We start from the raw sequence: 13709 nt of genomic DNA on the forward strand, positions 1-13709 counted from the left end.
CCGCTGCCCGCAGCGGCGGCAACGACAACAGGGCCTCTGACGCCCGGGAGTGAATATGGCGACAAGCGCGAGCCCCACCACCACTAAGGGGGTGAACGAGCAGGTCTTCGAGTGGGAAGGCAAGGACCGCAATGGCAAGGTCGTGCGCGGCGAGATGCGCGCCGGCGGCGAGGCCATGGTGAGCGCCTCGCTGCGCCGCCAGGGCATCCTGGTCAGCAAGGTCAAGAAGCGCCGGGCCAGCGGCGGCAAGTCCATCAAGCAGAAGGACATCGCCGTCTTCACCCGCCAGCTGGCCACCATGATGCGGGCGGGCGTGCCGCTGCTGCAGGCCTTCGACATCGTCGGCCGCGGCGCCACCAATCCACGCCTGACCAAGCTGCTCAATGACATCCGCCAGGATGTCGAGACCGGTACCAGCCTGTCCTCGGCCTTCCGCAAGCACCCGATCTACTTCGACGCCCTGTACTGCAACCTGGTGGAGGCCGGCGAAGCCGGCGGTATCCTTGAGCAGCTGCTGGACCGCCTGGCGATGTACCAGGAAAAGACCGTGGCCATCAAGCAGAAGATCAAGTCGGCGCTGACCTACCCGATCGCCGTGATGGTCGTGGCCTTCGTGGTGCTGGCCGTGATCATGATCTTCGTGGTGCCGTCCTTCAAGAACGTGTTCACGTCCTTCGGCGCCGACCTGCCGGCACCGACGCTGTTCGTCATCGCGCTGTCCGAGTTCTTCGTGTCCTACTGGTGGCTGATCTTCGGCTCCATCGGTGGCGGGCTCTACTTCTTCTTCCAGAGCTGGAAGCGCTCCGAGAAGATGCAGAAGACCATGGACCGCCTGCTGCTGAAGATCCCGGTGTTCGGCGACCTGCTCTTCAAGTCGGCCCTCGCCCGCTGGACGCGCACCCTGGCCACCATGTTTGCCGCGGGCGTTCCTCTGGTGGAAGCCCTGGATTCCGTCGGCGGCGCCTCCGGCAATGCCGTGTTCACCGAGGCCACCGAGAAGATCCAGCGCGATGTCTCCACGGGTTCGGCGCTCACCGCGTCCATGCAGTCCACCGGCCTGTTCCCCGTGATGGTGCTGCAGATGGCCAGCATCGGCGAGGAGTCCGGCTCCCTGGATCACATGCTGGCCAAGGCCGCTGAGTTCTACGAAGAGGAAGTGGATGAAGCCGTGAAGGCGCTGTCCAGCCTGATGGAGCCATTCATCATCGTCCTGCTGGGCAGCATGATCGGCGGCATCGTGGTCGCCATGTACCTGCCCATCTTCAAGCTGGGTCAGGTGGTCTGACGCATGCCTCTCGTGATCTCGCCGGACTGGCAGTACCTGCTCAGTCCCTGGGCCCTGGGTCTGCTGGGCCTGTGCATTGGCAGCTTTCTGAACGTGGTGGTGCTGCGCCTGCCGCGCATCATGGAACGTGACTGGACCCTGGACGCCTCGGCCCACCTCGGTGACGCCCAGGTGCTGGAACGAAGCGCCGGCCTGCCGGCGGCCGAGTCCGGCCCGCTGGCCGAGCAGATCCGCCAGCTGGGCGAGGCCGTGGAGAAGCAAGCGCCGTTCAGCCTGTCCCGCCCCCGCTCGCGCTGTCCCAAGTGCGGCCACCAGCTGGCCTGGCATGAGAACCTGCCCCTGCTGGGCTGGCTGCGCCTGGGGGGCCGCTGCGCGTCCTGCAAGACGCCAATCTCCTTCCGCTACCCCCTCCTCGAGGCCCTGACCGGCACCCTGTTCGCCCTCATCGCCTGGCGCTTCGGCCCGCAGGCCCAGGCCCTGCTGTGGTGCGGCTTCGCGGCAGCGCTGATCGCCCTGGCAGCCATCGACTGGGACACCACCCTGCTGCCCGACAGCATCAACCAGCCCCTGCTATGGGCCGGCCTGTGGGCCGCCCTGCTGGGCTGGACCCTGCCCCTGGACCAGGCCCTGATCGGGGCACTGACGGGCTATCTGAGCCTCTGGTCTGTGTACTGGCTGTTCAAGCTCCTGACCGGCAAGGAAGGCATGGGCTACGGCGACTTCAAGCTGCTGGCCGCGCTGGGTGCCTGGCTGGGCTGGCAGATGGTGCTGCCCATCGTGCTGAGCGCCTCGGTGATCGGCGCCATCGTGGGCATCGCCATGAAGCTCAACAGCAGCCTGCGCGAAGGCCGCTATGTGCCCTTCGGGCCCTTCCTCGCCGGTGGCGGGCTGGCTGTGCTGCTGATCGGCCCGGCACGGCTGATGACCTGGTGGCTCGGCGGGTATTGAACGAACGCCGCGGGAACAGCGCATGCGCATCGGACTGACGGGCGGCATCGGCAGCGGCAAGAGCACGGTGGCGCGCTGCCTGGCCGAGCTCGGGGCGGCCCTGATCGACACCGACGCCATCTCGCGCCGCCTGACGGCGCCCGGCGGGGCGGCGATGCCCGCACTCGTGGCAGCCTTCGGACCCCAGGCTCAGGCCGACGACGGCGCCCTGGACCGCAGCTTCATGCGCGAGCTGGCCTTCCGCGAGCCGGAGGCCCGCAAGCGGCTCGAGGGCGTCCTGCACCCCATGATCGGCGAAGAGACCCGCCGTCAGGAGCTCGCGGCGGCGGGCAGCCCTTGGATCGTCTTCGATGTGCCCCTGCTGGTGGAGTCCGGCCGGTGGCGCCAGCGCGTGGACCGGGTGCTGGTGGTGGACTGCACACCCGAGACGCAGGTGCTGCGCGTGATGGCCCGCAATGGCTGGACGCGCGAGGCCGTGCTGGCCGTGCTCGCGCAGCAGGCCACGCGCGAGCAGCGCCGCGCGGCAGCCGATGCGGTGATCTGCAACGAAGGCCTGGACCTGGCCGCGCTGGCCCTGGAAGTCCGGCAGCTTGCCGCACACTGGCAGGCCTGATGCGCCACCGCCCCGTCCCCATGCCCGCCTTTTCGGTGCAGCGGGCTTCAGGGAGGACGGCCGCCTGTGAAACAATCCGCCATCCGCCTGTCGGCCACTGAGCCGGCCTGCGCGCCCACAACGCCAATTGCCCTGGGATGTCCGCCTTGGTCTTGTACGAGTACCCGTTCAACGAAAGCATTCGAACAATGCTGCGGCTGGAGCACCTGTTCGATCGGCTGGGCCAGCTGATCGCCCGCGAGACGCCCCTGGACCACCACTTCGCCCTGGTCACCCTCTTCGAGATCATGGACGTGGCCTCGCGGGCCGATCTCAAGTCCGACCTGCTCAAGGAACTGGAGCGCCACAAGGCGCAGTTCAACAGCTACCGCGGCAATCCGGCCATCTCCGAGGCGGCCCTGGACAACGTCATCCAGCGCATCGATGCGGCCTTCAACAAGCTCAACGCCCTGTCCGGCAAGGCTGGCCATGCGCTCACCAGCAACGAATGGCTGATGAGCATCCGCAGCCGCATCAGCATTCCCGGCGGTACCTGCGAGTTCGACCTGCCGGCCTACTACACCTGGCAGCAGTTCCTGCCGGTGCGCCGCCGCAATGACCTGATGCAGTGGACCCAGTCCCTGATGCCCCTGGCCGAGGCCCTGCAGGTGCTGCTGGGCCTGCTGCGCGACTCCGGCGCGCCGCACAAGGTTGCGGCCCAGGCCGGCCAGTACCAGCAGAGCCTGCCCCAGGGCCGCAGCTACCAGCTGCTGCGCATGCGCATCGACCCCAGCCTGGGGCTGATCCCCGAAATCAGCGGCCACCGCCTCATGGTGGCCATCCGCCTGATGCGCCAGGACGAAGAGGGCCGGCTCAAGCTGTCCAACCAGGACGCCAGCTTTGAACTGACGCTTTGCGCCTGAGTCCCATGAGCACATCCAAGAAGAATGCCCAGGGCGAACGCCTGGTGCCCTGCCCCCACTGCGGTGGCGATGCCGTCTTCGCGCCGAGCAACCGCTACCGGCCCTTCTGCGGCGAACGCTGCCGCGAAATGGACCTCGGCGCCTGGGCCAGCGAGTCCTTCCGCATGGCCGCCGCGCCGCCCACCGACGACAACGACCCCCTGCCGCACTGAGGCGGCGCCGGGGGCCCGGCTCAGCCCAGCAGGCCGCGCTCGCGCAAGGCCTGCTCCGCCGACTCCGGCGTGGTGAACAGCAGGGCCTGCCAACCGCGTGCGGCCGCAGCCTCGACATTGGCCGGGTGGTCATCGAGGAAGACGATGTCCTGAGGCGGCACGCCCAGCTGCGCTTCCATCAACGCAAAGATCTCGGCACCCGGCTTGGACTGCCTGACGCGGCTGGAGAAGATCCCGCCCTCGAACCAGCGGTCCAGCGGATAGTGCCGCTCCAGGTGATCGGCGTAGATGCCTGGCATGTTGGAGAGGTAATGCGTGCGATGCCCGGCCGCCTGCGCAGCCTCGATGAGGCGCACGGTACCCGGCACGGCCTGCAGCTCGTCCGGTACGGCATCCACGACGGCACGCACCTCGGCCTGCGGCCAGCCGGTGCGCGTCGCGATGCGCTCGATCACGGCCTCGGGGCCGATGAGCCCCTGGTCGAAGGCGCCCCAGTCGCCGCTGTACTGGGTGAAGAACTCGCGGGCCGCGTCGGCCCCCGCGGCCTCGTCAGGACAGCGTTGCGGCCACACACGGGCCAGGAAGCTGGGCGGGTGCCAGCGGAACAGCACACCGCCGAAATCGAAGACCACGCGCATGGGCATCAGCCTCCGCTTCTCAGCTTCGTCAGCAGGCCGGCCGTGGAGCCGTCCAGGCCCTGCGTATCGCCGCTGGCCAGGCGGGGCAGCAGGCTGCTGCACAAGGCCTTGCCGAGCTCCACGCCCCACTGGTCGAAACTGTTGATGCCCCACAGCGCGCCGCTGACGAACACGCGGTGCTCGTAGAGCGCGATCAGAGCCCCCAGGCTGCGCGGCGTGAGCTGCTCCAGCACGATGGTGGTGCTGGGTCGATTGCCGGGGAAGCTGCGATGGCGAGCCACGGTCAGCCTGCCCAGGGCGGCGGAAGCCGTGGGCGCCTTCTCATGCAGCGCCTGCTCCACCGTCTTGCCCTGCATCAGCGCCTGCGACTGCGCCAGGCAGTTGGCCAGCAGCTTCTGGTGCTGGTCCCGCAGGCGCTCGGCCAGCTCGCCCTGCACATGGGCGCCATGCTGCGGGGTCTTCACGGCGATGAACTCCACCGGGATCACGTCCGTGCCCTGGTGCAGCATCTGGAAATAGGCGTGCTGGCCATTGGTGCCGGCCTCGCCCCACACGACCGGGCTGGTGCCATAGGGCAAGACCTGACCCTCGCGGTCCACGCCCTTGCCATTGCTCTCCATCTCCAGCTGCTGGAGGTAGGCCGGGAGGCGGCGCAGGCCCTGGTGGTAGGGCGCCACGCTGCGGCTCGTGAAGCCGTGGAAGTTGCGGTACCAGAGGTCCAGCAGCCCCAGCAGCACCGGCACATTGCGCTCCTGCGGCGTCTCGGCGAAATGGCGATCCATGGCATGAGCACCGGCGAGCAGCTCACGGAAGGCCGCGGCGCCGATGGCAATGGCGATGGGCAGGCCGATCACCGACCACAGCGAGTAGCGCCCGCCCACCCAGTCCCAGAACCCGAAGCTGGTGTGAATGCCAAAGGCCTGCGCCGCCGCGGTGTTGCTGCTGGTGGCCACGAAATGGCGGGCGATGTCCGTGCCGCCCTGCGCCAGGAACCAGGCCTTGGCGGCCTCGGCATTGGCCAGGGTCTCCTGCGTCGTGAAGGTCTTGGAGGCGATCACGAACAGCGTTCTGCGCGCGTCCAGGCCCTGCAGCACGGGGGCCAGGTCATGCCCGTCGACATTGGAGACGAAATGCAGGCGGCGATGCGCGTCCGTGTAGGGCTGCAGCGCCTGCACCACCATGGCCGGCCCGAGGTCCGAGCCGCCGATGCCGATGTGCACGATGTCGGTGATGCCGGCATCGGCACGCACGCTCTCGGCGAAGGCCAGCATGCGCGTCAGCGAGCCCTGGACCTCGTCGCTGTAGGGCGCACCGCCCGCCGGCGCGCGCAGGGCCGTGTGCAGCACGGCGCGTCCCTCGGTGTGGTTGATGGGCTCGCCCTTGAAGAGCGCCTCGCGCTGCGATTCAAGCCCGCAGTCCCGGGCCAGTTGCAGCAGCAGTGCCAGCGTGGGCGCATCGATGCGGTTCTTGGACAGGTCCACGAACAGCTCCGGAGCCTCGAAGGACCAGCGCTCGAAGCGCGATCCCTCCTCGGCAAAGGCCTGGCGCAGGTCGAAGGCGGCGCCGCTGGATTGGTACTGTGCTTGCAAGAGGGCCCAGGCCGGGCTTTGGTCGCAACGCGGGTGCTGCATCAGAGTTGGCTTTCGATGATCTGGTCCAGCTTGCCGGCATCGACGGCAAACAGGCGGATGCCCTCGGCCAACTTCTCGGTGGCCATGGCATCCTGGTTGAGGGCGAAGCGGAAGGCCGCCTCGTTGTACGAGACCTTGGGCACATCGGCACGGGCGGCCGCGGCGGCGTCCAGCGCGCGGCTCAGCGGCGCTTCGCTGGCCTGCAGCTGGGCCAGCAGGTCCGGGCTGATGGTCAGCAGGTCGCAGCCCGCCAGGGCCTGGATCTGGCCGATGTTGCGGAAGCTGGCACCCATCACCTCGGTGCGGATGCCGTGCTTCTTGTAGTAGGTGTAGATCTGGCTGACCGACTTGACGCCGGGGTCGTTGGCGCCGGCCTGCGCGGCCTCGTCCCAGGCGCTGCCGGCGGCCTTCTTGTACCAGTCATAGATACGGCCGACGAAGGGCGAGATCAGCTGCACGCCGGCTTCACCGCAGGCCACGGCCTGGCAGAAGGAGAACAGCAGCGTCAGGTTGCAGCGGATGCCTTCGAGCTCCAGCGCGCGCGCCGCCTGGATGCCTTCCCAGGTGGACGCGATCTTGATCAGCACGCGCTCGCGGCCGATGCCGGCGGCCTCGTACAGGCCGATCAGGCGCTTGGCGCGGGCGATGGTGGCGGCGGTGTCGAAGCTCAGGCGGGCGTCGACCTCGGTCGACACGCGCCCCGGCACGACCTTCAGGATCTCCAGGCCGAAGCGCACCAGCACCTGGTCCACGATCTCGTCCAGCGGCTTGCCCTTGTGGGCGGCCACGGTCTCGTTCAGCAGCGGTGCGTAGTCGGGCGACTGCACGGCCTTCAGGATCAGCGAGGGATTGGTCGTGGCGTCCCGCGGCGTGAACTGCGCCAGTTGCAGGAAGTTGCCGGTATCGGCGACGACGGTGGTGAAGGCCTTGAGTTGTTCGAGCTGATGCATAGGGAAACCCCGAAGTTCGTGCAGGCCGCTATTAGAACCGCTCCCCGGCCCGCCGCGGCCCCAACAGGGTTACAAGCTCGCGGCGCAAGGATCCAGGCTTTCCCAGAGGGCAAGGCCTGCGGGCGGCGGTCCGGATTGACCGGGTTACGAAACTCGTGCATCATAAATCCGGAAACTTTGTTACATCAAGAGTTCAAGCAGCACCATCTGCTCGAGCCTCAACCGGAACCCTGGCATGGCATTCGATCTCGTCTTCTTCGGTGGCACTGGCGATCTCACCTGGCGCAAGCTGATGCCGGCCCTGTTCCAGGCCTTCCGCCACGGCAAGCTGCCCGAGGGCGGCCGCATCCTGGCCGTGGCCCGCGACGAGATGCCCGACGAGCGCTACCGCGACTGGCTCAAGGAGCGCTTCCAGGAAGTCGAAGGCGCCAAGCGACCCAGCGACGAGGAGTTCGAGCGCTTCGCGGCCCTGGTGCATTACCGCCGCATGGACCTCTCCCAGCCCGAGCACTACGCGAGGCTCAAGGACTGGCTGGGCGAGCGCCACGCAGACACCGTGGTCTTCTACCTGGCCACCAGCCCCCACCTCTTCACCCAGATCTGCGAGCAGCTGGGCGCCGCGGGGCTGAACGGCCCGCAGGTGCGCGTGGTGCTGGAGAAGCCCCTGGGCCATGACCTGGCCAGCGCCCAGCACATCAACCGCGTGGTGCGTTCGGTCTTCACCGAATCGCAGGCCTTCCGCATCGACCACTACCTGGGCAAGCCCTCGGTGCAGAACCTCATGGCCCTGCGCTTCGGCAACGCGCTCTTCGAGCCGCTGTGGAACCGCCAGGCCATCGCCAACATCCAGATCACCCTGGCCGAATCACTGGGCGTAGGCACGCGCGGCCCCTTCTATGACGGCACCGGCGCGCTGCGCGACATGATCCAGAACCATGCGCTGCAGCTGCTGACCATGATCGCCATGGAGCCGCCCTCCACGAACGACGCCGACGCCATCCGCGACGAGAAGCTCAAGGTGCTGCGCTCGCTCAAGCCCTTCACGCCGGAATCCGTGGTCCGCGATGTGGTGCGCGGCCAGTACCGTGCCGGCAGCGTGGACGGCAAGTCCGTGGTGGGCTATCTGGACGAGTCCAAGATCCCCGCGGACAGCCCCTGCGAGACCTTCGTGGCCCTGCGCACCGAGGTGCAGAACTGGCGCTGGGCCGGCGTGCCCTTCTACCTGCGCACCGGCAAGCGCCTCGCGGCGCGTGACGCGCAGATCGTCGTCAACTTCCGCCCGGTGCCCCACCCCATCTTCCCGGGTGCCAACCAGCCCAATCGCCTGGTGATCAAGCTGCAACCCGAGGACGGCCTGGAGCTGCAACTGCTGGCCGCCAAGGGCAATTCGCACGGGGAGTCGCTGGCGCCAGTCTCGCTGGATCTGGACTTCGACAAGGCCTTCGGCAGCGCCCGCGTGGGTGCGTACGAGCGCCTGCTGCTGGACGCCATCGCCGGCAAGCTCAACCTCTTCGTGCGCAGCGACGAGCAAGAGCAGGCCTGGCGCTGGGTCGAGCCCATCCTGGATGCCTGGGCCGCAGACAGCAACGGCCCCCGCACCTACACCGCCGGCAGCTGGGGTCCCCCCGCCGCCAGCGCCCTGGTGGCCCGTGACGGCTTCAGCTGGGCCGAGGAGCAGTGAGCATGAGCATCCTGGAACGCGTCAAGGCGGCCTTGCCCGCCCTGCCCCCGGCCGAGCAGCGGGTGGCCAAGCTGCTGATCGCTGACCCCCGGTCCTTTGCCAACCTGCCCGTGAGCGAGCTCGCGGACCGCTCGCATGTCAGCAAGCCCACGGTGGTGCGCTTCTGCCGCAGCGTGGGCTATGACGGCCTGGCCGACTTCAAGCTCAAGCTGGCAGGCAGCGTCAACGAGGGCGTGCCCTTCGTGCACCGCGCAGTGGACGAGGACGACAAGCCGGGCGATCTCATCGTCAAGGTGGTCGACAACGCCGTGGCCGCCCTGCTGCACTACCGCAACGACGCCGCCAGCCATGCCTTCGAGCGCGCCATCACCGCCCTGACCGAGTCCGCCCGCCAGGGCCGGCGCATCGAGTTCTACGGCGTGGGCAACTCCGGCATCGTGGCCCAGGACGCACAGCACAAGTTCTTCCGCCTGGGCGTGCACACCATCGCCTGCAGCGACGGCCATGTGCAGCTGATGAGCGCCACCATGCTGGCCCCGGGCGACTGCGCCGTGATCATCTCCAACTCCGGCCGCAGCCGCGACCTGCTGGACGCCGCGGAGATCGCCCGCAAGAAGGGCGCGACCACCATCATCATCACCGCCAGCGGCTCGCCGCTCGCCCAGCTGGGCCAGGCCCCGGGGCAGGTACTGCTGGCGGTGGACCATCCGGAGGACTACGACCGCTACAGCCCCATGGTCTCGCGCCTGCTGCACCTCACCGCCGTGGACATCCTCACCACCGGCGTGGCCCTGCGCCTGGGCCAGCAACTGCGGCCGGTGCTGCAGGAGATCAAGCGCAATCTGCGCAGCAAGCGCTACGCGGCCTGAGCCCGACGGGCGCACCCACCTGCGCACCAAGACGAACGGCGCCCGAGGGCGCCGTTTCCATGATGCGAGCCAGGCTCAGAGCTGGGGAGCGAGCTCGGGCCAGAGTGCGGCGTCCACGCCGTAGACCCGGGCCAGCTCCTGGAGCTTGGCCGGCACTTCGTGGATCTGCAGCTGCAGACCCAGCTGCTCGCTCAGGCGCACCGCGCTCAGCAGCAGCGTCAGGACGCCGGAATCGAACTCGCTGAGATCGACCGCATTGAGCCTGAGCATGGTGCCCGCCGCGGCGTTCACCTGCGCAGCCTCGGCGCGCAGGGCTGCGTCGAGCTCGGCCCAGATCAGGGGCAGCTCGGGCAGCCGGATGCTGGCGGGCAGCTTGAGCATGGCAGCATTCACCCCGCTCAGCTCTTGGCGCCGGAGGCCGCCTTCTGGTTCTTGTCGGCCAGGGCCTTGATCAGGCCGTCGATGCCATTGGCACCGATTTCCTGGGCAAAGCTGTTGCGGTACTGGTCCGCCAGCCAGATGCCCAGCACATTGACGTCATAGATCTTCCAGATGGCGCCGGCCTTCTCCAGGCGGTAGTCCAGCTGGATGGGATCACCCTTGCCGCGGACCTCGGTCTTGACCACGACCTCGGTGTCCTCGGCACTGGCGCGCAGCGGCTTCAGGGCGATGGTCTGGTCCTTGACCTGGGCCAGGGCGCCGGCATAGGTGCGCATCAGCAGGGTCTTGAATTCCTCCTGCAGGCGCTTCTGCTGCTCGGGGCTGGCCTGGCGCCAGAAGCGGCCCACGGCAGACGAGGTCATGCGCTGGAAGTTCACATGCGGCATGACCTTGGTGTCCACCAGGGTCACGATCTTGCTGACGTCGCCACCCTGGATGGCCTTGTCCGACTTCACGGCCTCGATGGTCTCGATGGACAGCTGGCGGATCAGGCCGTCAGGCGTGCTGGCGTCCACGGCATGGCTGGCCATCGGCAGCAGTGCCAGGGAGGCGGCGGCCAACAGGGCCTTCAGGGCGGTTCGCTTGGTCGACAGAATCATTCGGTTTCCTTTCAGTAGCGGGTGACGGCGGCCGTCACCATGGACCTCTCAACGCGGCAGGAGGCCCGGCGGTTCACAGGAGGGTCAGGGCTTGCCCTCGCCAGCGGGCGGCGGGGTGATCACCTCGAACTCGTCGTCCGTCTCGAAGCTGCCCCGGCGCTGCAGGTAGGCGTCGCGGATGAAGGTGTACTTGTCCAGGGCGATGCCATCGAGCATCTCGCCGGCCCGCAGGAAGTTGGACCGGGCATTGACCGTCTGCAGCAGGTAGATCGAGACCTTGCTGCGGCCGTCCTGGAAATACAGGGCCGGGCTGGCCGTGCGGTCCCAGGGCAGGGCCAGAGAGTCTCGCACCGAGGACGGGCCGAACAGAGGCCAGACGATGTAGGCGCCGGTGCCGAAGCCCCAGCGGCCAAAGGTCTGCCCCAGGTCCTGGCTGTTGCGCTCCACGCCGGCCTCGCCGGCCAGATCGATCAGGCCGCCGATGCCCAGCGTCGAGTTCACCGCGAAGCGGAAGGCCTGCTGCGCGGCCAGCTTGAAGCGCCCCTGCAGCGTCAGGTTGATGGCCGACCAGGCGTCGCCCACATTGCTGAAGAAGTTGTCGATCGCCGTGCGGGCCGGGCTGGGCACGACCTCGCTGTAAGCGGTGGCCGCGGGCTTGAGCACGTGGGAGTCCAGGTCCTCGTTGAAAGCGAAGACCTTGCGGTTCCAGTTCTCCCAGGGGTCCAGCTTCTGGCCCGGGGCGCCCGGTCCCTTGAGCGAGGCGCAGGCGGCCAGGCTCAGGCTCAGCGCCAGCACGGCGCCGCGTTGGGTCCAACTCACTTTTTCTCCCCGCTGCCGCTGTCCGCGGCCTTGTTGTAGAGGAACTGCCCGATCAGGTTTTCAAGCACCACGGCGGACTGCGTCTGCTTGATCACATCGCCGGCGACCAGGTTCTTCTCATCGGCGCCTGGCTCCAGGCCGATGTACTGCTCGCCCAGCAGGCCGGCCGTCAGGATCTTGGCCGAGCTGTCCTTGGGAAAGGCCACCCCCTGGTTGAGCTTGAGGACCACGCGAGCCTGGAAACTCTTGTCATCGAAGCTGATGGACTCCACGCGGCCCACGACCACGCCAGCGCTCTTCACTGCGGCACGGGCCTTCAGGCCGCCGATGTTGTCGAACTTGGCCACCACCGTGTAGGTGTCGTCGAAGTTGAGGCTCAGCAGATTGCCGGCCTTCAGCGCGAGGAACAGCAGGGCCGCCGCGCCCAGCAGCACGAAGGAACCCACCCACACATCATGTCGAGAGGCTTGCATCCTCTTCTCCCATCAAATCGAGAACATCATGGCCGTCAGCACGAAATCCAGTGCAAGCACAGCCAGCGATGAAACCACGACCGTGCGGGTCGTGGCGTAAGACACCCCTTCCGGCGTCGGCTTGCAGCCATAGCCTTGCAGCAGGGCCACAAAGCTGACCGTCAGGCCGAAGACCAGACTCTTGATGACGCCATTGCCCACATCGGCAAAGACGTCGACACCGCCCTGCATCTGGGACCAGAAGGCACCGGCGTCGATGCCGATCAGCACCACGCCCACCAGCCAGCCCCCGATGACGCCCACGGCGGAGAACACCGCGGCCAGCAGGGGCATGGCGATGAAGCCCGCCCAGAAGCGCGGCGCGAGCACGCGCGTCACGGGATCGACCGCCATCATCTCCATGGCCGTCAGCTGCTCGCCGGCCTTCATCAGGCCGATCTCCGCCGTCAGCGAGGTGCCCGCCCGTCCGGCGAACAGCAGGGCGCTCACCACCGGGCCCAGCTCGCGCACCAGGCTGAGCGCCACCAGCAGGCCCACCGCCTCGGCAGAGCCGTAGCGCTGCAAGGTGTAGTAGCCCTGCAGAGCCAGCACAAAGCCCACGAAGAGGCCCGAGACGCCGATGATGGACAAGGATCGGTTGCCCAGGTAGTAGACCTGTTCCCGGATCAGCGAGAAGCGCATCAGGGCGCGCGGGCTGCGGGCCAGCAGCTGCACGAACAGCCGGGCCGCCTGCCCGACCTGGGCCAGCTTGCTGCGCAGCGTGAAACCGATGTGCAGGGAAAGGCGATTCATGCCGACCTCCCGCTGAGGCCGAAGTCCTGCAGCACGGGCACGGCCGGCTGATGGAAGCGCACCGGGCCGTCCGGCTGGGCGCCGACGAATTGCTGCACGAGCGGATCCTGGCTGTGACGGAGCTCCTCCGGCGAGCCCTGGGCCACCACGCGGCCATTGGCCACCATGGCCACATGGTCGGCGATGGCAAACGTCTCGTGGAGGTCGTGCGACACGATCACGCTGGTCAGGCCCAGGGCGTCGTTGAGGTCGCGAATCAGGCGTGCCGTGACCCCCAGCGAAATGGGATCCAGGCCCGCGAAGGGCTCGTCATACAGCACCAGGTCGGGGTCCAGGGCGATGGCCCGTGCCAGGGCCACGCGGCGGGCCATGCCACCGGAGATCTCGCTGGGCATCAGGTCGCGGGCACCGCGCAGGCCGACCGCATTGAGCTTCATCAGCACCAGGTCACGGATCATGGATTCAGGCAGGCGGGTGTGCTCGCGCAGGGGGAAGGCAACGTTCTCGAACACGCTGAGGTCGGTGAACAGGGCGCCGAACTGGAAGAGCATGCCCATGCGTCGACGCACGGCGAACAGGCCGGTCTGGTCCAGGCTGGCCATGTCCTGCCCGTCGAAGAAGGCCTGTCCGGCCATGGGCGTGATCTGGCGGCTCAGGGCCCGCAGCAGCGTGGTCTTGCCGCCACCCGACGTGCCAATCAGGGCCAGCACGGCGCCGCGCTTGAGTTGCAGGTTCACGCCCTGCAGGATGGCGCGCCCGGCATAGCCGCAGCTCACATCGCGCAGCTCGATCAGGGGCGTCTCTTGATCAGTGGTCTGTAGTCTTTGGGCAGGCATGGGCCAGTGGCGGCTGGGCA

Annotated in this window: 16 protein-coding genes; 7 read left to right on the plus strand and 9 right to left on the minus strand. The window is 68.0% G+C overall.

Features of this window, described 5'->3' with window-relative positions; genetic code table 11:
- Positions 1-55: 55 nt before the first annotated feature.
- From O9Y01_RS11635 to O9Y01_RS11655, 5 genes are all read left to right on the plus strand, one after another.
- Positions 56-1285 (plus strand): type II secretion system F family protein, encoded by a 1230-nt coding sequence (locus O9Y01_RS11635; RefSeq protein ID WP_269631749.1) that lies wholly within the window; start codon positions 56-58, stop codon positions 1283-1285.
- Between the two features lie 3 nt (positions 1286-1288).
- Positions 1289-2233, plus strand: a complete 945-nt coding sequence (locus O9Y01_RS11640) for a prepilin peptidase (protein WP_269631750.1) — start codon at positions 1289-1291, stop codon at positions 2231-2233.
- A gap of 22 nt (positions 2234-2255) precedes the next feature.
- Positions 2256-2846: a dephospho-CoA kinase gene (gene coaE, locus O9Y01_RS11645; RefSeq protein WP_269631751.1), complete on the plus strand. Its 591-nt coding sequence runs from the start codon at positions 2256-2258 to the stop codon at positions 2844-2846.
- A gap of 146 nt (positions 2847-2992) precedes the next feature.
- Positions 2993-3748, plus strand: a complete 756-nt coding sequence (gene zapD, locus O9Y01_RS11650; RefSeq protein ID WP_269632126.1) for a cell division protein ZapD — start codon at positions 2993-2995, stop codon at positions 3746-3748.
- A 5-nt stretch (positions 3749-3753) separates the two neighbouring features.
- Complete coding sequence (locus tag O9Y01_RS11655; RefSeq protein ID WP_269631752.1) at positions 3754-3960, plus strand: DNA gyrase inhibitor YacG; 207 nt, start codon at positions 3754-3756, stop codon at positions 3958-3960.
- A gap of 20 nt (positions 3961-3980) precedes the next feature.
- Here O9Y01_RS11655 and O9Y01_RS11660 read toward each other — a convergent pair whose 3' ends face one another.
- Genes O9Y01_RS11660 through tal form a run of 3 tightly spaced genes read right to left on the minus strand, consistent with a single transcriptional unit; the run spans position 3981 to position 7179 of the window.
- The gene (locus O9Y01_RS11660) at positions 3981-4604 is read right to left on the minus strand and encodes an HAD family hydrolase (RefSeq protein WP_269631753.1); all 624 of its coding nucleotides are present in this window, start codon (positions 4602-4604) and stop codon (positions 3981-3983) included.
- Positions 4604-6229, minus strand: a complete 1626-nt coding sequence (pgi, locus tag O9Y01_RS11665) for a glucose-6-phosphate isomerase (RefSeq protein ID WP_269631754.1) — start codon at positions 6227-6229, stop codon at positions 4604-4606. Before pgi ends, O9Y01_RS11660 begins: the two co-directional genes overlap by 1 nt.
- A complete protein-coding gene (tal, locus tag O9Y01_RS11670; RefSeq protein WP_269631755.1) occupies positions 6229-7179 on the minus strand; it encodes a transaldolase in 951 nt (316 codons plus the stop codon). The genes pgi and tal overlap by 1 nt, the downstream gene beginning before the upstream one ends.
- A 235-nt stretch (positions 7180-7414) precedes the next feature.
- Here tal and zwf point away from each other — a divergent pair, with 235 nt between their 5' ends.
- On the plus strand, positions 7415-8860 hold the full coding sequence (gene zwf, locus O9Y01_RS11675) for a glucose-6-phosphate dehydrogenase (protein WP_269631756.1): 1446 nt from the start codon (positions 7415-7417) through the stop codon (positions 8858-8860).
- 8 nt (positions 8861-8868) lie between these two features.
- Positions 8869-9729: a MurR/RpiR family transcriptional regulator gene (locus O9Y01_RS11680; protein ID WP_269632127.1), complete on the plus strand. Its 861-nt coding sequence runs from the start codon at positions 8869-8871 to the stop codon at positions 9727-9729.
- A 75-nt stretch (positions 9730-9804) separates the two neighbouring features.
- Here the strand turns inward: O9Y01_RS11680 and O9Y01_RS11685 are convergent, their stop codons facing one another.
- From O9Y01_RS11685 to O9Y01_RS11710, 6 genes are all read right to left on the minus strand, one after another.
- Positions 9805-10110 carry an STAS domain-containing protein gene (locus tag O9Y01_RS11685; protein ID WP_269631757.1) on the minus strand — a complete coding sequence of 102 codons (306 nt, stop codon included), beginning with the start codon at positions 10108-10110 and terminating at the stop codon, positions 9805-9807.
- Between the two features lie 17 nt (positions 10111-10127).
- Positions 10128-10769, minus strand: coding sequence for an MlaC/ttg2D family ABC transporter substrate-binding protein (locus O9Y01_RS11690; RefSeq protein ID WP_269631758.1), 642 nt, complete (start codon positions 10767-10769; stop codon positions 10128-10130).
- Positions 10770-10853: 84 nt separating this feature from the next.
- Positions 10854-11588: an MlaA family lipoprotein gene (locus tag O9Y01_RS11695; RefSeq protein WP_269631759.1), complete on the minus strand. Its 735-nt coding sequence runs from the start codon at positions 11586-11588 to the stop codon at positions 10854-10856.
- Positions 11585-12061: an outer membrane lipid asymmetry maintenance protein MlaD gene (mlaD, locus tag O9Y01_RS11700; RefSeq protein ID WP_183103636.1), complete on the minus strand. Its 477-nt coding sequence runs from the start codon at positions 12059-12061 to the stop codon at positions 11585-11587. The genes O9Y01_RS11695 and mlaD overlap by 4 nt, the downstream gene beginning before the upstream one ends.
- A 12-nt stretch (positions 12062-12073) precedes the next feature.
- Entirely contained in the window at positions 12074-12853 is a 780-nt protein-coding gene (gene mlaE, locus O9Y01_RS11705; protein WP_269631760.1) for a lipid asymmetry maintenance ABC transporter permease subunit MlaE, read from the minus strand.
- On the minus strand, positions 12850-13689 hold the full coding sequence (locus O9Y01_RS11710; RefSeq protein ID WP_269631761.1) for an ABC transporter ATP-binding protein: 840 nt from the start codon (positions 13687-13689) through the stop codon (positions 12850-12852). Before O9Y01_RS11710 ends, mlaE begins: the two co-directional genes overlap by 4 nt.
- Positions 13690-13709 lie beyond the last annotated feature (20 nt).

Origin of the sequence: Pelomonas sp. BJYL3 (genome assembly GCF_027257975.1) — a bacterium.
GTDB classification, from domain to species: Bacteria; Pseudomonadota; Gammaproteobacteria; order Burkholderiales; family Burkholderiaceae_C; genus Roseateles_B; species Roseateles_B flavus.